The sequence below is a fragment of the Ramlibacter tataouinensis genome (genome assembly GCF_001580455.1).
Classification (GTDB): domain Bacteria; phylum Pseudomonadota; class Gammaproteobacteria; order Burkholderiales; family Burkholderiaceae_C; genus Ramlibacter; species Ramlibacter tataouinensis_B.
This window is the reverse complement of sequence record NZ_CP010951.1, coordinates 3638701-3662787: the sequence shown is the minus strand read 5'-3', so window position 1 is coordinate 3662787 and position 24087 is coordinate 3638701. Positions and strand designations below refer to the sequence as shown.

Below are 24087 nucleotides of genomic sequence, written 5' to 3'. Positions count from 1 at the left end.
GCTTGCAGGTCAGGCAAGCATGTCGAAGCCCTGCGCCTCGATGCTGCCGAATGCGCGGGTAAACGAGGACAAGCCGGCATAGAAACGCGCCCCGGGATGGGCCGACAGGGCGTCGCACATCTGAATCAGCCAGGGCTGGACGTGGGTGCCGAAGAACTCGCGCTGGGTCGTGAGGTTGGCAACTTCCACGTCTTCGGCCGCGATCAGATAACGCATCACCTCAAATAAATAGGCGACGTGGTCCTCGGTCTCGGACATGGCCTCGTCCCGCGCCAGCCCCAGGCGCTCCAGGTCGGCGCGCAGCCGTGCCAGCGGCTTCTCGTTGAGGAAGCCGCTCAGGTAGTGCGACCCATAGAGATAGACATCGGGCTTGCCGACGCCACCGAACAAGGCGTCGTATTCGGCCGCGACCGCGGCGTCGCTCATGGCGCGTGCCGTGCCCACCAGCTCGCGCCAGGGTTCCTCGAGGTAGGCCCCGGCGGCGGGCGCTTCGGTCGCCGCCGCGCGGATGGCCTGCAGCAGCTCCGGCGCCGGTGGCGCGTAGTAGAGCTGCGCCAGCAGGCCGTAGATTTCGGCCCGCGCGGTTTCCTCGTCGAGCGCGGAGGAGACGGGGATCTGAGGCGTCATAGGTCGGTGATCTTCACTTCGTCCTGCGATGAGTAGATGTCGACCACGCGGCAGTCGCCGCACATCTTGAGGCGCTCCAGGGCCGCTCCCTGGAACATCGAGTGGCCCTCCAGCTTGCCGAGCATGGCCTCGATGGCCTTGAGCGTGCCGAAAGGCTTGCCGCAGCGGACGCAGGCGTACGGCTGGGTTTCGTTCAGCACGCGCGGCTGGCGGCGTTCCGGCGTCAGCAGCAGGCGGGGCCTGAGCACGATTGCGTCTTCCGGGCAGGTGGTGGCGCACAGGCCGCACTGCACGCAGTTCTTCTCGATGAAGCGCAACTGGGGCAGCTGCGGGTTGTCCTGCAGGGCGCTGGCCGGGCAGGCGCTCACGCAGCTCAGGCACAGCGTGCAGCGCTCCTTGTCCACCTCGATCGTGCCGAAGGGCGAAGCCGCCGGCAGCGCGATGGCTTCGGGCTTGCCCGGCGCCTGCGCGGCCAGGTGATCGAGCGCGAGCTCGAGGGTGCTGCGCTTTTCCGGCGCGACGGCGAACGCAGCCGCCTCGCGCGGGCCCTCGGCGGAGTTCGCGGACAGCAAGCCCAGTTCCTGGTCCAGGTCCTGGATGTGATCGGCCTCGATGAGCGTGAAGTGGCGGCCGGTGTAGCCCAGGCCCGTCAGCACGGCCTGCCCCACCGCCATCTGCTCGCGCACGGCGTCGCGGTATTGCGGCGCCTCTTCCCGCGTCATGAAGACCACCACCTGCGATGCCCCAAAGGCGACGGCGCTCAGCCACAGGTCCAGGCCCACGCTGGCCGTGTGCCACAGGCCGACCGGGATCACATGGGCAGGCACGCCGGCGGCGACGCCCAGCTGCGCGGCACGGCCCAGCTCCTCGATCAGCTCACGGCCGCGTTCCTGGCTGTGCAGCAGGAGCGTCGCCTGCTCGCCGCCGGCGCGCCGGTAGGTGGACAGCAGGGTCCGGAGCTTGAGCCCCTGGTCCGTGGCGCGGGGATAGGCGTAGCCCAGCGCGCCGGTCGGGCACACCGTGGTGCAGGTGCCGCAGCCCACGCACAGGCTGGCGTTGACCTTGATCTGCTGGTGCCGCTGGTCGCTCGAGATCGCCTCGGCCGAGCACACGTCGATGCAGGCGTGGCAGCCGACCTTCTCGTTGCGGCTGTGCGCGCAGATCTTGGCCTTGTAGTCGAAGAACTTCGGCTTCTCGAACTCGCCGACCAGGTCGCGCAGCTTCACCAGCTGCGCCGGATCGAGGCCCTGCGGCGCGTGGAAGTAGCCCTGCGGCGGCGCGTGCTGCAGGAAGGCCGGGGCGCTGCGCAGGTCGAGCACCAGGTCGAACTTCTCCTGGTGCGGCTGCGGCGCGCGCTCGAAGTCGATCGCGCCGACTGCTTCGCAGGCCTTGACGCAGGCGCGATGCGACTGGCACTTGGCCAGGTCGATCTGGTAGTCCAGGCCGATCGCATCTTCGGGGCAGACCTTGATGCAGGCGTTGCAGCGCGTGCACAGGTCCAGGTCGATCGGGTTGTCCCGCGACCATTGCAGCTCGAACGCGCCCAGCCATCCCCGCAGGCCGTCGATCTTGCCCGCCAGCACCGGATGGCGGCGCTCCTGCTCGCCGGCGCCGCCCTGCGCGAACAGGGTAACGTCGAGGATGTCGTCCAGCAGGCGCGCGGCGCGCGCGGCCTCTTCCAGCGGACCGATGATCAACAGGCGCCCGCCGCTGCGATAGCTCACCGTGGCCACCGGCTGCGGATCGGGCAGGTTGGCGGCAGCCAGCAGCGCCGCGATCTTCGGCATGGCCTTGGACGCGTCGCGGCTCCAGCCGCCGGTCTCGCGGATGTTGACGAAACGCAGCGGCGCCACCGCGCCTTCGGTCTGCCGCGCCAGCTCGCCGAACAGGCGCTGCTCCTGGGTGCAGGCGACGACGACCTCGCCTTCGCCCTTGATCGCCCGCTGGAAATCACCGGCTTCACGCCGGCACAGGCAACTATGAAGCGTCAGCGCTTCATCCAGTGCCGCGCCCAGGCTCTTCGCCTGCAGCGGCATCGTCTTGTTGCAGTCGCAGATCAGGGTCGTCATCTACAGCTTCGGTCCCGGATATGGCCTCAGGGGCATGAGACGACTGTGCCACGGTCTGTGTTCCCGCGTCATAGGCAACATCCCGCGGTTCGCCGGCGCCGCCATCGTCCTTCGGCTTCTCCTCGAAAAGGCGCAGGAAGCGCGCCGCCGACAGCTTGCGCAGCATGGCCTCGGGCATGGGGTCGGGCTTGGAGTAGTCGTCGATGTAGACGTCCAACCCGTCCATGACATTGAAGTGGGGATCGGCGAACAGCTTCTTCAGGGCCGCGTTCTTCACCTCGGGCGCGACACCGGGCGTCACGAAGCGGCGGAAATCCGACTCGGCGGTGAGGGTTTTGACGTCTTCGAGCGTGGGCGGCGGCGGTTCAGATCGAGCTTCGGGAGCATCCCCCGGAGCCGCGTGAAGCACCTCCTCGCCCCCTCCCCCTCCGGGGGAGGGCTGGGGTGGGGGCGCACGATTCTCAAGCTCGATTGCCGGCTCGCCCTCGACCGGCTTCCCCTCGCGCACATCGGCCTTGCGCCTGGACCAGCGTCCCAAGAATCCTTCGCTCATGCCCGGACCCCCACGTTGGTCCCTTCGCGTACGGCGCTCATGAGCCGCCCCCGCCATACTTCTTCTCGGTCGTGATCGACACCGGATTGCCGAAGCGATCCTCCAGTTGCTTGAAGCTTTCGGGGCGCTTGCGCTTGCGCGGCTCGGGCACATAGTGCTCCTGGACGAAGGCGAGCATCCACTCGACCACCTCGGGCGGCGCGGGCACCTGCTCGACCGTCTCCTGCGCGTCGAGCCAGCGGCCGGCGTCGTGGTAGCTGAGTGAGACGACGACCGGGCGCGGAATCGGCTCGTCCGCGACGGTGGCTTCTTCCTCCATGCGCCACAGCACGAACCAGCAGGGCGCCGGCGTTTCCGCGTTCAGGAAATAACCCTCGGCATCGTCGCGGAACAACTCGACCAGGAAGCCGGGATGAAGCCAGCGCTCTTCGCTTTCGCTCCTGAACAGGAGGCGCGGCTCGGCGCCGAAGCCGGGCTCGTTGCGGACCACCTCGTGCAGCACCCAGCGCCAGGGCTGCCAGCGGTTGTCCAGGCGCTCGCGGCGCATCACGACGGCGACTTCGATGCTCGGTCGTTGGGCCATGCGCCCAATGTACCCCAGCGCGGCGCCCTCGTCGCGCCGCCCTAGTCGGCCGTCACGCGCACCGCGCAGTACTTGAACTCCGGGATCTTGCCGAAGGGGTCGAGCGCCGGATTGGTCAGCAGGTTGGCCGCCGCCTCGTTGTAGGCAAAGGGCATGAACACGGTCGCGTCGGGCGTGCCGTCGTCCTGCCGCACGGTGCAGCGCACCGCGCCGCGGCGCGAGGCGATGGTGGCGATGTCGCCCGGCGCCAGGCCCAGGCGCTGCAGTTCACGCGCGTTCAGCGAGGCGGTGGGGACCGGCTCGATGGCGTCGAGCACCGAAGCGCGCCGGGTCATGCTGCCGGTGTGCCAGTGCTCGAGCTGGCGGCCGGTGATCAGGACCAACGGATATTCGAGATCGGGCTTTTCGTCGGCCGGCACCAGCTCTGTGGGCACCAGGCGCACGCGGCCGTCGGCGGTCGGGAAGCGCTCGGTGAAGACGATGGGCTGGCCGGGGTCGTCTTCGCTCAGGCATGGGTAGGTCACGCTGCCTTCGCGCTGCAGCCGCTCCCAGGTCACGCCGGCAATCGACTCGTGCATGGCCTGGCGCATCTCCTCGTATACCGCCGCCACGCCCGAGTCCTCGCCGGGGTAGTTCCAGGCCAGGCCCATGCGCCGCGCCAGTTCCTGGATCAGCCACAGGTCGGGCCGCGCGTCGCCCGGCGGCTCGATCGCCTGGCGTCCGAGCTGCACCATGCGGTCGGTGTTGGTCACGGTGCCGGTCTTCTCCGGCCAGGCGCTGGCAGGCAGCACCACGTCGGCCAGCCAGGCCGTCTCGGTCAGGAAGATGTCCTGCACCACCATGTGCTCCAGCGACGCCAGCGCCTCGCGCGCGTGCTGCAGGTCGGGGTCGCTCATGGCGGGGTTCTCGCCCATGACGTACATGCCGCGCACCTTGTGCGGGTCGCTCGCCGGGGCGAGCGCCTTGTGCATGATCTCGACCACGGTGTAGCCGGGCTTGTCGTCCAGCTTGGTGTTCCAGAACTGCTCGAACCACTGGTGCGCGCCCGCGCTGTCCACGCGCTGGTAGTTCGGGAACATCATCGGGATCAGGCCGGCGTCGCTCGCGCCCTGCACGTTGTTCTGGCCGCGCAGCGGATGCAGGCCGCTGCCCGGCTTGCCGATCTGGCCGGCCACGCTGCACAGCGCGATCAGGCAGCGGGCGTTGTCCGTGCCGTGCACGTGCTGGCTGACGCCCATGCCCCACAGGATCATGGCCGACTTCGCGGTGGCGAAGGCACGCGCCACCTCGCGGATGGTGGCCGCGGGAATGCCGCATATCGATTCCATCGCCTCGGGGCTGAAGGCACGCACGCCTTCGCGCAGGGCCTCGAAGTTGCTCGTACGCTGCTCGATGAAGGCCCGGTCCGCGAGCCCTTCCTCGATGATGGCGTGGATCATGGCCGACAGCAGCGCGACGTCGGCGTCCGCCTTGAACTGCATCACGCGCCAGGCGTGGCGCCCGATGTCGGTCACGCGCGGATCGGCCAGGACGATCTTGGTGCCCCGCTTGGCGGCGTTCTTCATCCAGGTCGCGGCGACCGGATGGTTGGCCGTGGGGTTGGAGCCGATCACCAGGATCAGCTCCGCATGCTCGACGTCGTTGACCTGGTTGCTCACCGCGCCGGAGCCCACGCCTTCGAGCAGCGCCGCCACGCTGGAGGCATGGCACAGGCGCGTGCAGTGGTCCACGTTGTTGCTGCCGAAACCGGTGCGAACCAGCTTCTGGAACAGGTAGGCTTCCTCGTTCGTGCCCTTGGCGGAGCCGAAGCCGGCCAGCGACTTCGGGCCGTGCGTGTCGCGCAGCGACTTGAGCTTGCCGGCGGCCAGCTCCAGCGCCTCGTCCCAGCTCGCCTCGCGGAACACCTCGCGCCAGCGGGCCGGATCGCGCTCCACGTCGAGGTCTTTCGGCACCCCGGCCTTGCGGATCAGCGGCTGCGTCAGCCGGTGCGGATGGTGCGCGTAGTCGAAGCCGAAGCGGCCCTTGACGCACAGCCGGCCGTGGTTGGCCGGCCCGTCGCGGCCGTCCACGCCCACGATCTTTTCGTCGCGCACCTTGTACTTGATGAGGCAGCCGACGCCGCAGAACGGACAGACCGAGTCCACTTCGCGATCGACCACCTGCGAGCCGACCAGGGTCTTGGGCATCAGCGCGCCGGTCGGGCAGGCCTGCACGCACTCGCCGCAGGCCACGCAGGAGCTGGCGCCCATGGGGTCGCCCAGGTCGAACACGATCTCGCTGGAAGAGCCGCGGCGCGAATAGCCGATCACGTCGTTGACCTGCTCCTCGCGGCAGGCACGCACGCAGCGGGTGCACTGGATGCAGGCATCCAGATTCACCGCCATTGCTGGATGCGACAGGTCGGCCGCGGGCGCCTCGCGCCGGATCGCCTTCAGCTCCTGGCGCGGCTGGACCTGCAGCCGCTGCGCCCATTCGCTCAATTCGCCATGCGGCAGTTCGCCCTTGGCATCGGCCCATTTGTGGCCCTGCTCCGGCATGTCGGCCAGCAGCAGTTCCAGCACCATCTTCTGGCTGCGCTGCGCCCGCTCGCTTTGCGATTGGACCTGCATGCCGGACGTGGGCGCGCGGCAGCAGCTGGGCGCGAGCACCCGTTCGCCGGCGATCTCGACCACGCAGGCGCGGCAGTTGCCGTCGGCACGCATCCCGTCCGTGTAGCACAGGTGCGGAATCTCGGTGCCGGAACGCCGCGCCGCCTGCAGGATGCTCTCGCCCGGCAGCGCATGGACCGGACGTCCGTCCAGCGTGAATTCGATCGTGGGCAGGTCAGGCGATTTCATGGGGGAAGTACTTCTGCACGCAGCGCACGGGATTGGGGGCCGCCTGGCCGAGGCCGCAGATCGAGGCATCGGCCATGACGGTGCTGAGATCCTCCAGGGTGGCGTTGTCCCATTGGGACGCCTCCATGAGATGCGCGGCCTTGTCGGTGCCGACCCGGCAGGGCGTGCACTGGCCGCAGCTCTCGCTGGCGAAGAAACGCATCATCGACAGGGCCGCGTCGCGCGCCCGGTCGTGCTGGCTGAGCACGATGATCGCGGCCGAGCCGATGAAGCAGCCGTGCGGCTGCAGGGTGTCGAAGTCCAGCGGCAGGTCCGCCAGGCTGGCCGGCAGGATGCCGCCCGATGCGCCACCCGGCAGGTAGGCATAGAGCTCGTGGCCGTCCGGCATGCCGCCGCAGTACTCGGCGACGAGCTCGCGCAGCGTGATGCCCGCCGGCGCCAGCTTGACGCCTGGGTCCTTGACGCGCCCGCTCACGCTGAAGCTGCGCAGGCCCTTGCGCCCGTGGCGGCCCTGCCCCGCGAACCAGTCCGGGCCCTTGTCCACGATGTCGCGCACCCAGTACAGCGTCTCGAAGTTGTGTTCCAGCGTCGGCCGGCCGAACAGCCCCACCTCGGCGATGTAGGGCGGGCGCAGGCGAGGCTCGCCGCGGCGGCCTTCGATGCTCTCGATCATGGCCGACTCTTCGCCGCAGATATAGGCGCCGGCACCGCGGCGCAGCTCGATGTGCGGCAGCGCGCAGGGCGGATCGCGGCGCAGACGCGCGAGTTCGGCCTCGAGCATCACGCGGCAGTCGTGGTACTCGTCGCGCAGGTAGATGTAGACGGCGTCGATGCCCACCACCTTGGCCGCGACCAGCATCCCTTCGAGGAAGCGATGCGGGTCGCGCTCGAGGTAGTGCCGGTCCTTGAAGGTGCCCGGCTCGCCTTCGTCGATGTTGATCGCCATGAGGCGCGGCGCGGCGTAGCCGCGCACGATGCGCCACTTGCGCCCGGCCGGGAAGCCCGCACCGCCCAGCCCGCGCAGGCCCGAACTTTCCATGGCGGCGAGCACCGATTCATCGCTCTTGCTGCCATTCGCCAGCGCGGTGGCGAGTGCGTAGCCGCCCGCCGCGCGGTAGGCCTCGTAGCCGACGAAGCCTTGCACGCCAGCCGCGCGCCCGGCCTGGTCGGCGCGGCGCTGTTCCTTGGCGGCAAGATCGGCCACGGTCTCGGCCGTGGCATGCGGCACCGCCACCTGGCCCACCAGCGCGGCCGGCGCCTGCTCGCAGCGGCCGATGCAGGGCGCAGCCACCACCTGGACGTTGGGGCCGAGCGAGGCGGCCAGGCGTGCCAGGATCTCGTGCGACCCCGCCATGGCGCAGGACTGGCTCTCACACACACGCACGGTGAGCCCCGGCGCCTCTTCGCCGTTTCGCAGGATCTCGAAATGGTGGTAGAAGCTCGCGACCTCGAACACCTCGGCCATGGAGATCTTCATCTCGCGGGCGAGCGCCACCATGTGACGCTCGTGCAAGCCGCGATAGGCATCGTTCAGCTTGTGCAGGTGTTCGATCAGCAGGTCACGGCGGTGGCCATCGGACGGCGCGGCCCCGATCAGGGCACGCACCTCTTCGAGCGACTGCGGGTCGGGCTGGCGGCCCTTCAGCTGGGCGCGGCGGCGCAGGCCCTGCCGAAGGGAGTCCGGGCTGCCCAGCGGGTGGACGGAAATGGCGGATGCACTCATGCGGTCGTCATCTTCCCATGCGTTGTTGGCGCGATCTCACGCAAGACGTCGCATGAGACTCGGCATTTACCCTTGCATGATGATGGCTGATCACGCGTGTGCTTCTTGACTGCGGTCAAGAACAAAAAATTCCCTCTTGCCCGGCTCTTTCCCTCCGCAGCCGCAACTCGCATCGATGCGATGGCGCATCAGGAACTTGCGAGTGACAGGGCTTGCCCCGACGGGCGCCGCCTCGCCACATCACCGCCGCGGTGGTCCCGGACGGCCGCTGCGGGATCAGTAGGTCTCGAGCTGCAGCCGCCCCTGCGTCTGCAGCGCCGGGCCCAGCGCTTCCCAGGACAGGCCCGCCTGCTGCGCCACGTCGCGCAGCGCCAGCACCACGCCCTCTTCCATGCTCTTGAGCCCGCACACGTAGACGTGGGTCTGCGCGTCGGCCAGCAGCGCGCCCAAGTCGGCCGCGCGCTCGCGCATCAGGTCCTGCACGTAGCGCCGGGGCTGGCCGGGCTCGCGCGAAAAGGCGAGGTTGACGTCGATGAAGTCGCGCGGCAGGTTCGTCAGCGGCCCGAAGTACGGCAGTTCCGCGCGGGTGCGCGCGCCGAAGAACAGCATCAGGCGGCCGCTCTCGAACTTGCCCGACCTGCGCAGGCGCCGCCGCCATTCGGTCATGGCCCGCATCGGGGCGCTGCCGGTGCCGGTGCAGACCATCACGATGTGGCTGCGCGGATGGTTGGGCATCAGGAAACTCGCCCCGAAGGGCCCGATCACGCGCACCTCGTCGCCCACTTTCAGGTCGCACAGGTAGTTCGAGGCCACACCCCGCACCGCCCGGCCCTGCCGGTCCTCGAGCACGCGTTTCACGGTCAGCGCGGCGTTGTTGTAGCCGGGGCGCTCGCCGTTGCGCGGGCTGGCGACCGAGTACTGGCGCGCGTGGTGCGCACGGCCCTGCGCATCCGCGCCGGGCGGGATCACGCCGATCGACTGGCCCTCCAGCACCGGAAAGGGCATGGCGCCGAAGTCGAGCACGATGTGGTGGGTGTCGTACTCGCGGCCGACTTCGGTCACCCGCATGTTGCCGGCCACGGTGGCCACAACCTCCTTGCGCGCCGATCTGGGCCCGTAGAGCTGCACATAGGCGTGCGCGGCCGACCAGGGCGGCACCGTCGACGCGTACTGCGAGACGTCGAACCGCGCCTCCTCGCTGCCGGCGACGGCCATTTCAGGCGCCGGTGCGGTGCGCATCGGCATGCCCGGCGCCTCCAGCGCATCGAGCTGGTCCAGGCTCAGTTCGGGCGGCAGTTCATCCCAGCGCAGCTGCTCGGCCGTAGGATAGGCGGCGGCGCGCACGGTCACGCGCCAGTTGTCGATGGCGCCGGTGGGACAAGGCGGAATGCAGGCAGCGCAGAAGTTGCACTTGCCCGGATCGACCACGTAGTTGCGGCCGTCGTGCGTGATCGCGCCGATCGGGCAGGTCGCCTCGCAGGTGTTGCAGCGGATGCAGACCTCGGGGTCGATCAGGTGCTGGCGGAACAGCTCCAGCGAGGCTGCTGCCGTGTCCATGGCCCGAATCAGTTGAAGCGCACGTAGGCGAAATCCACCGGCTGGCGGTTGATGCCCACCACCGGCGGCGCGATCCAGTTGGCGAAGCGGCCCGGCTCGGCCACCCGGCCCATGAGCGAGGTGACATAGGCGCGGTCGATCTCCGTGGGCAGCCACTCGGGGCTGCGGCGCGCCCACTCCCCGGCAGCAGTCACCTGACCCTCGGGCATGACGCTGGCGTCGGCGAACACGCCGATCTTGCGATGAAAGCCCTTGTGCGGCAGCTTGAAGCGGAAGGGGATGCCTGCCTTGGCCGGGATGCGGTTCCAGCGCTCCACCCCCGCGGCGACATCGGCGATCCAGTCGTCGCGCAGGCGCTCGTTCAGCGCGGTGAGCGCCGGCACGTCCACGCTGCCGATGCGCCCGCCTTCCAGCGTGGGCACCGGGTAGGTCGAGGCGCCGAGCCTGTGGTCATCGGCGATCCTTGTCTCCTCGAAGCGGCCCTTCAGGCCGCCGCTGTAGTAGTTGGCGGCGTTGGACGACACCTCCGAGCCGTACAGGTCGCTGGTCACGCTGAAGTGGAAGTTCAGGTAGCGCTGGACGGTGGGCAGGTCGATCACGCCCAGGGCGCGCAACCGCGCCGGATCGTCGGTCTTGTGTTCGACCATCGCGTCACAGGTGCGCTGTATCACGCGTGCCACGCCCGACTCGCCGACGAACAGGTGATGCGCCTCCTCGGTCAGCATGAACCTGCAGGTGCGCGACAGCGGATCGAAGCCGCTTTCGGCCAGCGCCGCGAGCTGGTACTTGCCGTCGCGGTCGGTAATGAAGGTGAACATGAAGAAGGACAGCCAGTCCGGCGTCTTCTCGTTGAAGGCGCTGAGGATGCGCGGGTTGTCCTGGTCGCCGCTGCGCCGCTCGAGCAGCGCTTCGCCCTCCTCGCGGCCGTCGCGGCCGAAGTAGCGGTGCAGCAGGTACACCATGGCCCAGAGGTGCCGGCCCTCCTCCACGTTGACCTGGAACAGGTTGCGCATGTCGTACAGGCTGGGCGCGGTGAGGCCCAGGTGGCGCTGCTGCTCGACCGAGGCCGGCTCGGTGTCGCCCTGGGTGACGATGATGCGGCGCAGCGTCGAGCGGTATTCGCCGGGCACCTCCTGCCACGCGGCCTCGCCCTTGTGCTCGCCGAAGTTCACCTGCCGGCCGGATTCGGGCGGGGCCAGGAAGATGCCCCAGCGGTAGTCCGGCATCTTGACGTAGTCGAAGTGCGCCCAGCCCTGCGGATCGACGCTTACCGCCGTGCGCAGGTACACGTCGTAGTCGGGCGAGCCTTCCGGGCCCATGTCCTGCCACCACTGGAGGTAGTTGGGCTGCCAATGCTCGAGCGCGCGCTGCAGGGTGCGGTCCTCGCTGAGATTGACGTTGTTGGGGATCTTCTGGCTGTAGTCGATGGACATGCCCGGCTCCTGGATGGGGAAAGCCCCAAGGCAAATGCAATAAATTGCAGCAGAAATCCTTGTGGCAGGTCCATATTCTGTCGCTCAATCTAACGTCAACAAGCAGTAAACTGCATTTTGCTGACTCAGATCAAATAGCGCCCGGCGGCTCCTTTCGCTGGAGCCGGGGCGCGGCGGGGAGCGGGCCGGGGGGCCTCAGGTGTCCTTGGAGACCGTGATGGTCGGAAACTTGGCGCTGAAGTCCTTGGCCTTGGTGGCGATCTTGATCGCCACCTGGCGCGCGACGGCCTTGTAGATGGCAGCCGCTTCGCTGTCCGGCTCCGCCACCACGGTCGGCTTGCCGCTGTCGGCCTGCAGTCGGATCTTGATGTCCAGCGGCAGGGCGCCGAGGTGGTCGGTGCCGTACTGCTCGGCGAGCCGGCGTCCGCCGCCTTCGCCGAAGATTGGCTCGGCATGGCCGCAATTGCTGCACACGTGCATCGCCATGTTCTCGACGATGCCCAAGATGGGCACGCCGACCTTCTCGAACATCTTGATGCCCTTGCGCGCGTCCAGCAGGGCGATGTCCTGCGGGGTGGTGACGATCACCGCGCCGGTCATGGGAACGCGCTGCGACAGCGTGAGCTGGATGTCGCCGGTGCCCGGCGGCAGGTCGACGATGAGGTAGTCGAGGTCGCGCCAGTTGGTCTGGCGCAGCAGCTGCTCCAGCGCCTGGGTGGCCATTGGGCCGCGCCAGATCATGGCGTCGTCCGCGTTCACCAGGAAGCCGATCGACATGACCTGCACGCCGTAGTTCTCCAGCGGCTCCATGGTCTTGCCGTCCTCGCTCTCGGGACGCGCTTCGATGCCCATCATCATCGGCTGGCTGGGGCCGTAGATGTCGGCATCCAGCAGGCCGACCGTCGCGCCTTCGGCCGCGAGCGCCAGCGCCAGGTTCACCGCCGTGGTGCTCTTGCCCACGCCGCCCTTGCCCGAGGCGACCGCCACGATGTTCTTCACGTTGGGCATCAGCTGCACGCCGCGCTGCACCGCGTGCGCGATGACCTTGGTGTTGACGGTGACCGACACGTTCTGCACCCCCGGGACCGCCTTGGCCGCGGCGACGAGCGCGCTGCGCAATTGCGGCACCTGGCTCTTGGCCGGGTAGCCCAGCTCCACGTCGAAGGAGACATCGCCGCCGTGCACCTGCAGGTTCTTCAGCTGCCGGGTGCTCACGAAATCGCGGCCGGTGTTGGGATCGGTCACGGCCGCCAGCGCAGCCGTCAATTGCTCAGTGTTGGGCATAGGGGGTAGGAGTCTTCAGGCGAGTGTACCGAGCGCCGGTGCCCGCGGACGCGAGCGACCCTTGGGGCAGCAGGCTGCTCCTTGCGCAAGCTCAGCTTTTGTGCGCAGGCCGATAAAATGCCGGGTTCCCCTCGAGAAACCGCTCATGCCCCAGCGCAAGCTTTTTGTCACCACCGCCCTGCCGTACGCCAACGCCAGGTTCCACATCGGCCACATCATGGAGTACATCCAGGCCGACGTCTGGGTGCGGCACCAGCGAATGCAGGGGCACATGGTGCACTTCGTGGGCGCGGACGACGCCCACGGCGCGCCGATCATGATCGCCGCCGAGAAGGCCGGCAAGACGCCGCATGAGTTCGTGGCGGAGATTGCCGCTAGCCGAAAGCAGTACCTGGACGGCTTTTTCATCCGCTTCGACAACTGGCACTCCACCGACAGCCCGGAAAACACCGAGCTGGCCCAGGGCATCTACAGGAAGCTGAAAGCCAACGGCTTGGTCACCAGCCGCACCATCGAGCAGTTCTACGACCCGGTCAAGGGCATGTTCCTGCCCGACCGCTACATCAAGGGCGAGTGCCCGAACTGCCATTCCAAGGACCAGTACGGCGACTCCTGCGAGGTGTGCAGCAGCGTCTATTCGCCCACCGACCTGATCCAGCCGTACTCCACGCTCACCGGGGCGACGCCGGAGCTGCGTAGCTCCGAGCACTTCTTCTTCAAGCTGTCGGACCCCAAGGTGGTCGACTTCCTGAAGGCCTGGACGCAGGACGGCAAGTTGCAGCCCGAGATGGCGCGCAAGGCCAGCGAATGGTTCGAGGCCGGCATGGCCGACTGGGACATCAGCCGCGACGCGCCCTACTTCGGCATCGAGATCCCGGACACGCCGGGCAAGTACTTCTACGTCTGGCTGGACGCGCCGATCGGCTACCTGGCCAGCCTGAAGAACCATTTCGACAAGGGGCAGGCGCGCGAGCACTGGCATGCGCCCTCGCGCACCTCCGCCAGCTTCGAGCAGTTCATCGAGGACCCTCAGGTCGAGCAGGTGCACTTCATCGGGAAGGACATCGTGTACTTCCACACCCTGTTCTGGCCCGCCATGCTGCAGTTCTCGGGCCGCAAGACGCCCAGCCAGGTCAATGTGCACGGCTTCCTCACGGTCAGCGGCGAGAAGATGAGCAAGAGCCGCGGCACCGGCATCGACCCGCTGAAGTACCTGGCGATCGGCATGAACCCCGAGTGGCTGCGCTACTACATCGCCGCCAAGCTCAATGGCAAGGTCGAGGACCTGGACTTCAACCCCGACGATTTCGTGGCGCGCGTCAACGCCGACCTGATCGGCAAGTACGTCAACATCGCCAGCCGCGCGGTGAAGTTCATCCCGGGCGGCAAGCTGGCCCGCGCCGACCTGTCGGCCCTGAATCCGGCGCGCCTGGTCGAGAGCGTGCAGCATTTGTACGAGACGCGCGAGTACGGCAAGGCGCTGCGCGAGGTCATGGCCTTCGCCGACGAAGTGAACCTGCGCTTCGATTCGGCCGCGCCCTGGAAGCTGGTCAAGGAGGGCACGGGCGCGGAAGCCGCCCTGGTGTGCTCGGAGTGCATCGAGGCCTTCAAGGTGCTGACCGCCTGCCTCAAGCCCGTGCTGCCGCAGCTCGTGGCTCAGGCCGAGGCCTTCCTGAACTGCGCGCCGCTGGACTGGTCCACCGCCGCCGCGCCGCTGGGCGAGGGCCACCAGGTGCTGGAGTACAAGCACCTGATGCAGCGGGTGGACGTGAAGCTGCTGGACCAGTTGTTCGAGCCGGCCGCAGAGCCGGCGCCCCAGGCGACGGTGCCGGGTGGCGAGGAGATCGCGCCCACCATCTCCATCGACGACTTCGCCAGGATCGACCTGCGTATCGCGAAGATCGTGAATGCGGAAGCCGTGGACGGCTCGACCAAGTTGCTGCGCCTGACGCTGGACCTGGGCGAAGGCCGGCACCGCACCGTGTTCTCCGGCATCGCCTCGGCCTACCAGCCCGCTGACCTGGTCGGCAAGTTCACCGTGGCGGTGGCCAACCTGGCGCCGCGCAAGATGAAGTTCGGCGTGAGCGAAGGCATGGTGCTGGCCGCCAGCCACGCCGACGAAAAATCCCAGCCGGGCATCTACGTGCTGCACCCCGATTCGGGCACGCAGCCCGGCATGCGGGTGCGCTGAGCCGGAGTTACGCCGGCGCCTGGGCCTGCTCCAGCACCCAGGCGCTGAACAGCTCCGCTGCCGGATGCGCCCCCAGCGCCCGCCGGCGGCACAGGTAGTAGCCGCGTCCGGTCGATGCCGATCCGGGCACCGGCATCGCCAGCCGTCCTTCCGCCAGGTCGGCTTCCACCATGCACATCTGCACCATCGCCACGCCCATGCCGGCGCGGGCAGCTTCCACCAGGTTCGTCACCAGGTCAAAGCCGGTGCCGCGCCAACGAGCGGGCAGCTCGCCGCCCACGGCCTCGGCCCAGAGCGACCAGTTGTCCGGATAGTTGGAGTGGTACAGCAGGGTCTTGGCCAGCAACTGCGGCGGCGTGCGCACGCCCTTCGCCAGCTTCGGTGCGCACACCGCCACGATCTCCCGCCCCACCAGGTACTGCGCCGCAACCTGCCGTGGCCACTGCTGCTTCACAGCGATCCACAGTTCCACGTCCTCCCGGAGGAAATCCTCGTCGTGGTGGTACTGACGGAACTCCAGTTCCACCTCGGGGTGGCGCACGCGAAAGCCCTCCAGCCGCGGCAGCAGCCACAGTGTCCCCAGGCTGGGGACCACGGACAGGCGCAGGCGCATGCGTTCGGACTGGCGACGCAGGTGCAGGGCGGCTTCTTCCAACGCCGCGACCGGCTTCTCGGTGCGGCGCTTCAGTTCCGCGCCGGCCGGCGTGAGCCGCACGCCGGCGCCCGAGCGCGCCAGCACGTCGACGCCCAGTTCCTGCTCCAGCCGCAGCACGGCGCGGCTGACGGCGGCCTGGGTGACGCACAGTTCTTCCGCGGCCTTGCGGAAGCTGCCGTTGCGAGCCACCGCCAGGAAGGCATGCAGCTCCACCAGCGAAGGGCTGCGGATGGGCATACAGCGATTACATCACGTCATCACCCCGGGCAAAAATGTCGTTGGACCGCCGAAGGGGGGAACCCTAAGCTGCCCGGCTGCACCAACCCGCTTCCATGAGCCGAATGAACACCCGCCACTTCCTCCGGGCCCTCGCCTGCGCGGCCGCACTGGCCGCTGCCGGTGCCGCCGTCGCCCAGCCTGCCTTTCCCGAGAAGCCGATCAAGCTGATCGTCCCCTTCGCGCCCGGCGGCTCCACCGACCTGGCCGCCCGCCTGGTGGCCGAATTCGCCAGCCGCGAATTGGGCCAGTCCATCGTGGTGGAGAACAAGCCCGGCGCGGGCGGGTCCACCGGCATGGAGTTCGTCGCCAAGCAGCCCGCCGACGGCTACACCCTGGGCATGGCGACCGTCAGCACCCACGGCGCCAATCCCGCTGTCTACGGCAGCCGCCTGAAGTACGACCCGGTGAAGGACTTCACGCCGGTCACCAATGTGGCCACCACGCCCAGCGTGTTCGCCGTCAATCCGGGCAAGGTTCCCGCCAGGGACATGAAGGAATTCATCGCCCTGGCCAAGGCCAACCCGAACAAGTTCAGCTTCGGCTCGCCCGGCACCGGCTCGCTGGGCCACGCCAACATCTCCCACTTCACGGCGCTGGCGCAGATCCAGCTGCTGCACGTGCCGTACAAGGGCGGCGGCCAGGCCATGAACGACGCCGTCGCCGGCCAGGTGGACGCGATCACCGACAACCTGCCTTCCGCGCTGCCGCACATCAAGGCCGGCAAGCTGCGCGCGCTGGCGGTGCTGTCCGAGAAGCGCTCGCCCGCCCTGCCCGACGTGCCGACCTACGGCGAACTCGGCTTTCCCCAGATGGGCGGCGGCGGCTGGTTCGGCATCGTGGCACCCGCCGGCACGCCGGCGCCGGTGGTGGCCAAGTTGAACGCGGCCATCCACAAGGCCATGAAGCAACCGGAGTTCGCCAGGAAGATGGACGAGTCGGGCGCGACCCTGATCCCCAGCACGCCGGCCGAATTCGGCCAGCAGATCCAGCAGGCCATGGACCGCTACCAGCGCGTCTCCAAGATCGCCAAGATCCAGGTCGACTGAGCGATGACACGGCCCTTCACGCTGACGCCACCCACCGCGCCGGCGGTGGCGCTGGTGTGCGACTCGCCGCACAGCGGCACCAGCTACCCGGAGGACTTCGGGCACGCGGTGCCGCGCGAGCTGCTGCGGCGCGGCGAGGACACCCACGTCGAGGCGCTGTGGGAAGCGGTGCCCGCCGCCGGCGGCACCCTGCTGGCCGCCCACTTCCCGCGCACCTACATCGATGCCAACCGCACGCTGGAAGACCTCGACCCCGCGCTGCTGGACGGGCCGTGGCCAACCCCGCTGGACCCCGGCGAGAAGACCCGTCTGGGCTTCGGCCTGGTGTGGCGCAATGTCAGTGCCGGCGTCCCCATCTACGACCGGGCGCTGACCGTCGCCGAGGTGCGCCATCGCATCGACCGCTACTACCTGCCCTACCACGCGGCGCTGAACGCCAGCATCGAGCAGTGCGCGGCCCGCTTCGGCGGCGTCTGGCACCTGAACCTGCATTCCATGCCGAACGACGCCTACCAGCGGCTGCAGATCGCCAGCCCGACGCCGCTGGCGGACTTCGTGCTCGGGGATCGCGACGGCAGCACCTGCGAGCCGGCATTCGTGGATCTGGTGGAGCGCGAACTGCGCGCGTGCGGCTACACCGTCGCCCGTAACGATCCGTACAAGGGCGTGCAGCTGATCGCCCGCATCGGCCAGCCGGCGCGCAATCGTCACAGCCTGCAGATCGAGATCCGGCGCCCGATCTACATGGACGAAGCCACCCGCGAGCGCCATGCCGGCTTCGCCGCCGTGCAGCGCGACCTCGCTCGCCTGGCGCAAACGCTGGCCGCGTACGTGAAAGATCGCTCAGCGTAAGCAAGTGCACCGCGGCGGCGCCGGCGGCCCTGCCCTGCTACAGTCGGGCAGATGTCAAGCAGTACCACGACATCCATCCGCCGCACGGGACTGGCCCTCCTTCTTGTCCTCTCCACCACCTTCGGCGGTTGCGCCGTGGTCACCGTTGCGGGCGCGGCGGTGAGCGTGGCCGCCACGGGCGCCAGCTTGGCCGTCGATGCCGCCGTGGGCACGGCCAAAGTGGTGGGTTCGGCCGCAGGCGCGCTGATTCCGGACTCGGACGACAAGGACAAGTAGTCACCCCGGCTTCGGGCGTACACTGCGCCCCATGGCCCCCGCGCCTGCCCTGCCCCTCTCGCGCCGCAGACGATTCATCACGCGGCTGCATCACTGCGGGCCCCCGGAGTCGGACTGAACGCCTTGCGTTTCCGTCCAACTTCCGGAGCTCTCATTGAACCTGTCCTTCGCTTTTAGGCCGCGCCTGCTCGACGCCCTGCGCGGCTACGACCGCGACCGCTTCGTGCACGACCTGGGCGCCGGGGTGACCGTTGGCATCGTGGCGCTGCCGCTGGCCATGGCCTTCGCGATCGCCTCCGGGCTGAAGCCGGAAGCGGGCCTGTGGACCGCCATCATCGCGGGCCTGGTGATCGCCACGCTCGGCGGCTCGAACGTGCAGATCGGCGGGCCGGCCGGCGCCTTCATCGTCATCGTCTATGGCATCGTCGAGCAGTACGGTCTGGCCAACCTGCTGATCTCCACCGCCTGCGCGGGCGTGCTGCTGTTCGCCCTGGGGCTGCTGCGGCTCGGACGCATGGTGCGCTACGTGCCGGTCAGCATCGTGATCGGTTTCACCAACGGCATCGCGGTGCTGATCGCCTGCTCGCAGCTCAAGGACTGGCTGGGCCTGTCGATCGCGAAGATGCCGGCCGACTTCTTCACCCAGCTGAAGGTCATCGCGCTGCACATCGGCAGCTTCAACCTCTACGCGTTCGCGCTCGGCGTTGCCTGCGTCGGGGGCCTGTTCCTGTGGCCGCGCCTGTGGGGCGAGCGCTCGCCGATCCAGGCCGCGATCGAGCTGCCCGGCATGCGCAGCACCGCGCAATTGAACCGGCGCGTGCCCGCGCCCGTGGTGGCCCTGGTCACGCTCACCTGGGTGGCCTGGTACTTCGAGCTGCCGGTGGAAACCATCGGCAAGCGCTTCGGCGACATCCCGCGCGGGCTGCCGCCCCTGGTGCTGCCCGAGTTCTCGTGGGCCACGGTCAAGCTGCTGGTGACGCCCACCATCACCATTGCGCTGCTGGGCGCGATCGAATCGCTGCTGTGCGCGCGCGTGGCCGACCAGCTGAGCACCTTGCCGCGCCACGACCCGAACCAGGAACTGATGGCGCAGGGCGTCGCCAATTTCGTTTCGCCCTTCTTCGGCGGCATGCCGGCCACCGGCACCATCGCCCGCACCGTCACCAACATCCGCGCCGGCGCGACCTCGCCGCTGGCGGGGGTCGTCCACTCGGTCACGCTGGCCGTGATCGTGCTGGCCGCGGCGCCGCTGGCGCTGCTGGTGCCGCTGCCGGTGCTGGCCGGCATCCTGCTGTTCGTGGCCTGGAACATGGGCGAGTGGCGCGAATTCGCCCACCTCGGGAAATACAGCGCGCACTACCGCCTGCTGATGCTGGGCACCTTCTTCCTGACGGTGGTGTTCGACCTCACCGTGGCGGTGCAGGCGGGGCTGGTGATGGCCTGCGCCCTGTTCGTGCGCAAGATGAGTTCCCTGTTCAGCGTGGAACTGGTGCGCCGTGAAGGCGCCATCATCCAGTACCGGCTGTACGGGTCGCTGTTCTTCGGGGCGGTCGCCCGGATCGACGAGGTCGTGCAGGCGGTGGAAAGCGGCCCCATGCAGCCGGTGGTGATCCTGGACGCCCTGCAACTGGTGCACCTGGACACCTCCGGGCTCGATTCGCTGCGCCAGTTGCACAAGGCCGTGCTCCTGCGCGGCGGCACCCTGCACCTCGAGAACCTGCAGCAGCAGCCACGCGAGGTGATCGAGCGCTCGGGCTTCGGGGCGGAACTGGTGGCCAGCCGGCCCTCCCCAGAAGTGTCGGCCTGAGCCCACGGGCCATCCGGGGGGCATGCATGAGGCGGCGGTAAAATTGCGCCAAACAAGGTTCAACCGCCATGTCCCTGCTCCTGCGCATCTTCCGCCGCCCCGACTACAACTCGGACATCACGCAGTTCATTTCCGAGCTGAAGGCCAGCAAGCCCGACCTCGAGGCCCAGCAGCGCGCCGGCCGCGCCCTGCTGTGGGACAAGCACGTCAGCCGCGAGGCCTGGGACGAATTCCGGGCCGCCCAGGTGCGGCAGAAACCCTACGTCTACCAGACCGACACACAATGAACCGCCACCGGGCCGCCCCAAGGCGCGAAGGCCCCCTTGGGGGGCAGCGCAGTACACGAAGTGACGAGCGTGGGGGCCAACAATGAGCCGCCGCCGGGCCGCCCCAAGGCGCGAAACCCCCCTTGGGGGGCAGCGCAGTACACGAAGTGACAAGCGTGGGGGCCAACAATGACCGAACCGGGTGAAGCGACGCTGCCCGAAGCGGCAGCGCCCGCCCTCGAAGGGATGCCGGAAGTGGTCGACCAAGTGGCACTGGCACGGCTTTACGGCGAACCGCTGTTCGCCATGCCCACCGACCTGTACATCCCGCCCGATGCGCTGGAGGTGTTCCTCGAGGCCTTCGAAGGGCCGCTGGACCTGCTGCTGTACCTGATCCGCAAGCAGAACTTCAATATCCTCGACATCCCGATGGCGGGCGTGACGCGGCAGTACCTCGCGTACGTGGACGAGATCCGCAGCCGCAACCTCGAGCTGGCGGCCGAGTACCTCCTCATGGCTGCGATGCTGATCGAGATCAAGTCTCGCATGCTGCTGCCGCCCAAGAAGACCGCCGAGGGCGAGGAGCCGGAAGACCCGCGGGCCGAACTGGTGCGCCGCCTGCTCGAGTACGAGCAAATGAAGATGGCCGCCGCCCGCCTGAACGAGGTGCCGCAGATGGGGCGCGACGTGCTGCGCGCCCAGGTCTACATCGAGCAGGCGCTGCAGCCGCGCTTTCCCGACGTCAACGTGATCGACCTGCAGGAAGCCTGGCGCGACATCGTCAAGCGCGCCAAGCTCGTGCAGCACCACAAGATCACGCGCGAGGAGCTCTCCGTGCGCGAGCACATGAGCATCGTGCTGCGCAAGCTCCAGGGCCGCAAGTTCATCGAGTTCGAGCAGCTGTTTGACCTGGGGCGCGGCGTGCCGGTCCTGGTCGTGACCTTCATCGCGATGCTGGAACTGGCCAAGGAAACGCTGATCGAGGTGACCCAGGCCGAGGCCTACGCGCCGATCTACGTGCGGCTTGCCTACCAGCCGGCATGAGCCGCACGGCCGTTCCGGGTTAGTCAACCAATGAGCGCCACCATCATGGACTTCGACGTCCTCATCGTCGGCAGCGGCCTGGCGGGCCTGTCGGCGGCCATGCACCTGGCGCCGACGCACCGCGTGGCGGTGCTGACCAAGCGCTCCATGAGCGACGGCTCCAGCGGCTGGGCCCAGGGCGGCATCGCCGCCGTGATGGCCGAGGACGACAGCTTCCAGGCTCACGTCGACGACACGCTGGTCGCCGGCGCGGGACTGTCCGACCCGACCGCGACGCGATTCGTCGTTGAGCACGCACCGGAGAGCGTGGCCTGGCTGCGCTCGCTGGGCGTGCCGTTCTCGCTGGAAAACGGCAACCTGCACCTGACGCGCGAAGGCGGCCACAGCGCGCGCCGCATCGTGCATGTGACCGACGCCACCGGCGCGGCCGTGCAGCAGACCATGATCGAGCACGTGCGCCGCACGCCCAACATCACCGTGTTCGAGCGGCACACGCTGGTGGACCTGATCACCAACCGCAAGATCGGCCTCCCGCCGGGCGAGCCCGCCACCTGCCTGGGCCTGTATGCCCTGGACGAGGAGCGCGACGAGGTGATCACCTTCCGCGCGCCGCAGACCATCCTGGCCACCGGCGGCGCGGGCAAGGTGTACCTGTACACCACCAATCCCGACACGGCCACCGGCGACGGCATCGCCGCCGCCTGGCGCGCAGGCTGCCGGGTGACGAACATGGAGTTCATCCAGTTCCACCCGACCTGCCTCTACCACCCGCACGTCAAGTCCTTCCTGATCTCCGAGGCGGTGCGCGGCGAAGGCGGCAAGCTGCAGTTGCCCGACGGCACGCGCTTCATGCCGCAGCACGACCCGCGTGCCGAACTGGCGCCGCGCGACGTGGTGGCCCGCGCCATCGACTTCGAGATGAAGAAGCACGGCCTGGATTGCGTGTACCTGGACATCTCGCACCAGCCCGCCGAGTTCATCCGCGAGCACTTCCCGAACATCCACGCGCGCTGCCTGGAGCTGGGGATCGACATCACGCGCCAGCCGATTCCCGTGGTGCCTGCCGCCCACTACACCTGCGGCGGCATCCACACCGACCTGACGGGCCGCACCGACCTGCGCGGCCTGCACGCCATCGGCGAGACCGCCTACACCGGCCTGCATGGCGCCAACCGGCTGGCAAGCAACTCCCTGGTCGAGTGCATGGTGTTCGCGCGCTCGGCGTCCGGGGACATCCTCGCCAATTCGCTGCCGGTGCCGCCGGCCCTGCCGGCCTGGGACGAGAGCCGGGTCACCGATGCCGACGAGGCGGTGGTGATCTCGCACAACTGGGACGAGCTGCGCCGCTTCATGTGGGACTATGTCGGCATCGTCCGCACCAACAAGCGGCTGGAGCGCGCCGCGCACCGCATCCGGCTGCTGCAGGGCGAGATCCAGGACTTCTACACCAACTTCCACGTCACGCGCGACCTGCTGGAGCTGCGCAACCTGGTGACGGTCGCCGACCTCATCGTGCGCTCGGCGCAGGCCCGGCACGAAAGCCGCGGGCTGCACTTCAGCCGCGACTACCCGGCGACGGCCGACGGGCCGCGCCCGACCATCCTGGCGCCCTGACCGGCCGCCGCCTGCGGCCTCCGTGCGGGCTGCGGCGGCACCTGCCGGCGGCCCGGCCCTGCGCCGGCCGAGTCTGCCTGCAGGGGCCGTCACCCCCTCAATTCGGGTAGGGGGCAATCGCATTCGCAGGAACGATCATGTACCTGCGTGTTGCCACAATCCACGCTCCTCCTTAGGAAGAACCCGTGTTCCGCACCCTGCTGAAATCCAAGATCCACCGCGTGGCCGTGACGCACTGCGAACTGCACTACGAGGGGTCCTGCGCGATCGACGAAAACCTGCTGGAAGCAGCCAACATCGCCGAGAACGAACAGATCCACATCTGGAACATCGACAACGGCGAGCGCTTCGTCACCTACGCCATCAAGGGCCAGCGCGGCACCGGGATGATCTCGGTCAACGGCTCGGCCGCGCGGCGCGCCGCGGTGGGCGACCTGGTCATCATCGCCGCCTTCGCGCAGGTGCACGAGGACCAGGTGTCGGCGCACGAACCCCAGCTCGTGTTCGTCGACGAAGCCAACCGCCGGGTGGACACCCGGCACGCGGTGCCGACGCAGCAGCTGGTCGAAGCAACCTCATGAGCGCGACCGCGCGCAAGCCGCTCACGCTGCACCGCCTGCGCGAGATGCATGCGGCCGGCGAGAAGATCGCCATGCTGACCTGCTACGACGCCGCGTTTGCGCGCGTGCTCGATGACGCCGGCGTGGATTGCATGCTGGTGGGCGATTCGCTCGGCATGGTGCTCCAGGGCCAGGCCAGCACGGTGCCGGTGACGCTGGAGCAGATGGTCTACCACACCCGGTGCGTGGCCGCGGGCAACCGTAGCGCCTGGCTGATCGGCGACCTGCCCTTCGGCAGCTACCAGGAAGGCAACGCACAGGCGCTGCGCAGCGCCACCGCACTGATGCAGGCCGGCGCGCACATGATCAAGCTGGAAGGCGGCGGCTGGACCGCCGACACGGTGCGCTTCCTGGTCGAACGCGGCATCCCGGTGTGTGCGCACCTGGGCCTCACGCCGCAATCGGTGCACGCCCTTGGCGGCTGGCGCGTGCAGGGCCGCGGCGAAGAAGCCGCGGCGACCCTGCAGCGGCATGCCAAGGAACTGGCCGACGCCGGCGCCGCGATGCTGGTGCTGGAACTGATGCCCAACGCGCTGGCGGCGGCCATCTCGCAGGCCTTGACCATCCCGGTGATCGGCATCGGCGCCGGGCCGCAGTGCGGCGGCCAGGTGCTGGTGCTGCATGACATGCTGGGCCTGGCGCCGGGCAAGCCCGCGCGCTTCGTGCGCGACTTCATGGAAGGCGCGGATGGCATCGCGCATGCGGTGCGACGCTACGTCGGGGCCGTGAAGGCTGGCAGCTTCCCCGATCCCGAATTGCATTGCTACTGAG

Annotated in this window: 20 protein-coding genes; 10 read left to right on the top strand and 10 right to left on the bottom strand. The window is 68.7% G+C overall.

Annotated features, from left to right (window positions below):
• Positions 1 to 9: 9 nt before the first annotated feature.
• From UC35_RS16920 to apbC, 9 genes are all read right to left on the bottom strand, one after another.
• Complete coding sequence (locus UC35_RS16920; RefSeq protein ID WP_061501743.1) at positions 10 to 627, bottom strand: molecular chaperone; 618 nt, start codon at positions 625 to 627, stop codon at positions 10 to 12.
• Complete coding sequence (locus UC35_RS16915) at positions 624 to 2696, bottom strand: 4Fe-4S binding protein (protein WP_227820357.1); 2073 nt, start codon at positions 2694 to 2696, stop codon at positions 624 to 626. The genes UC35_RS16920 and UC35_RS16915 overlap by 4 nt, the downstream gene beginning before the upstream one ends.
• Entirely contained in the window at positions 2623 to 3249 is a 627-nt protein-coding gene (locus UC35_RS16910; protein WP_082793596.1) for a DUF3306 domain-containing protein, read from the bottom strand. The genes UC35_RS16915 and UC35_RS16910 overlap by 74 nt, the downstream gene beginning before the upstream one ends.
• Before the next feature lie 37 nt (positions 3250 to 3286).
• Positions 3287 to 3832, bottom strand: coding sequence for a DUF3305 domain-containing protein (locus UC35_RS16905; RefSeq protein ID WP_061501737.1), 546 nt, complete (start codon positions 3830 to 3832; stop codon positions 3287 to 3289).
• 41 nt (positions 3833 to 3873) lie between these two features.
• Positions 3874 to 6669 (bottom strand): formate dehydrogenase subunit alpha, encoded by a 2796-nt coding sequence (gene fdhF, locus UC35_RS16900; protein ID WP_061501735.1) that lies wholly within the window; start codon positions 6667 to 6669, stop codon positions 3874 to 3876.
• Positions 6656 to 8392 carry an NADH-ubiquinone oxidoreductase-F iron-sulfur binding region domain-containing protein gene (locus tag UC35_RS16895; protein ID WP_061501733.1) on the bottom strand — a complete coding sequence of 579 codons (1737 nt, stop codon included), beginning with the start codon at positions 8390 to 8392 and terminating at the stop codon, positions 6656 to 6658. Before UC35_RS16895 ends, fdhF begins: the two co-directional genes overlap by 14 nt.
• Before the next feature lie 276 nt (positions 8393 to 8668).
• Complete coding sequence (boxA, locus tag UC35_RS16890) at positions 8669 to 9949, bottom strand: benzoyl-CoA 2,3-epoxidase subunit BoxA (RefSeq protein WP_061501731.1); 1281 nt, start codon at positions 9947 to 9949, stop codon at positions 8669 to 8671.
• A gap of 8 nt (positions 9950 to 9957) precedes the next feature.
• Positions 9958 to 11382, bottom strand: coding sequence for a benzoyl-CoA 2,3-epoxidase subunit BoxB (gene boxB / locus UC35_RS16885; protein ID WP_061501729.1), 1425 nt, complete (start codon positions 11380 to 11382; stop codon positions 9958 to 9960).
• Positions 11383 to 11577: 195 nt separating this feature from the next.
• Positions 11578 to 12666 (bottom strand): iron-sulfur cluster carrier protein ApbC, encoded by a 1089-nt coding sequence (gene apbC / locus UC35_RS16880; RefSeq protein WP_061501727.1) that lies wholly within the window; start codon positions 12664 to 12666, stop codon positions 11578 to 11580.
• 145 nt (positions 12667 to 12811) lie between these two features.
• Here apbC and metG point away from each other — a divergent pair, with 145 nt between their 5' ends.
• Entirely contained in the window at positions 12812 to 14857 is a 2046-nt protein-coding gene (metG, locus tag UC35_RS16875) for a methionine--tRNA ligase (RefSeq protein WP_061501723.1), read from the top strand.
• A 7-nt stretch (positions 14858 to 14864) separates the two neighbouring features.
• On the opposite strand, the gene UC35_RS16870 is transcribed toward metG, so the two are convergent.
• A complete protein-coding gene (locus tag UC35_RS16870; RefSeq protein WP_061501722.1) occupies positions 14865 to 15749 on the bottom strand; it encodes a LysR substrate-binding domain-containing protein in 885 nt (294 codons plus the stop codon).
• Between the two features lie 104 nt (positions 15750 to 15853).
• Between UC35_RS16870 and UC35_RS23730 the strand changes: the two genes are divergently transcribed.
• The 9 genes from UC35_RS23730 (at position 15854) to panB (ending at position 24086) form a co-directional block, all read left to right on the top strand.
• Positions 15854 to 16837, top strand: coding sequence for a tripartite tricarboxylate transporter substrate binding protein BugE (locus tag UC35_RS23730; RefSeq protein WP_145979514.1), 984 nt, complete (start codon positions 15854 to 15856; stop codon positions 16835 to 16837).
• 3 nt (positions 16838 to 16840) lie between these two features.
• Complete coding sequence (locus UC35_RS23725; protein ID WP_061501718.1) at positions 16841 to 17689, top strand: N-formylglutamate amidohydrolase; 849 nt, start codon at positions 16841 to 16843, stop codon at positions 17687 to 17689.
• Between the two features lie 51 nt (positions 17690 to 17740).
• Complete coding sequence (locus UC35_RS16855; protein ID WP_061501716.1) at positions 17741 to 17965, top strand: hypothetical protein; 225 nt, start codon at positions 17741 to 17743, stop codon at positions 17963 to 17965.
• A gap of 154 nt (positions 17966 to 18119) precedes the next feature.
• Entirely contained in the window at positions 18120 to 19772 is a 1653-nt protein-coding gene (locus UC35_RS16850; RefSeq protein ID WP_061501713.1) for a SulP family inorganic anion transporter, read from the top strand.
• A gap of 80 nt (positions 19773 to 19852) precedes the next feature.
• A complete protein-coding gene (locus UC35_RS16845; RefSeq protein WP_061503893.1) occupies positions 19853 to 20059 on the top strand; it encodes a DUF3460 family protein in 207 nt (68 codons plus the stop codon).
• A 168-nt stretch (positions 20060 to 20227) separates the two neighbouring features.
• Positions 20228 to 21082: a segregation and condensation protein A gene (locus tag UC35_RS16840; RefSeq protein WP_061501711.1), complete on the top strand. Its 855-nt coding sequence runs from the start codon at positions 20228 to 20230 to the stop codon at positions 21080 to 21082.
• A gap of 30 nt (positions 21083 to 21112) precedes the next feature.
• On the top strand, positions 21113 to 22696 hold the full coding sequence (gene nadB / locus UC35_RS16835; protein WP_061501709.1) for an L-aspartate oxidase: 1584 nt from the start codon (positions 21113 to 21115) through the stop codon (positions 22694 to 22696).
• A gap of 185 nt (positions 22697 to 22881) precedes the next feature.
• A complete protein-coding gene (gene panD, locus UC35_RS16830; RefSeq protein WP_061501707.1) occupies positions 22882 to 23277 on the top strand; it encodes an aspartate 1-decarboxylase in 396 nt (131 codons plus the stop codon).
• Positions 23274 to 24086: a 3-methyl-2-oxobutanoate hydroxymethyltransferase gene (gene panB, locus UC35_RS16825; RefSeq protein WP_061501705.1), complete on the top strand. Its 813-nt coding sequence runs from the start codon at positions 23274 to 23276 to the stop codon at positions 24084 to 24086. Before panD ends, panB begins: the two co-directional genes overlap by 4 nt.
• The last annotated feature ends 1 nt before the right edge of the window (position 24087 follow it).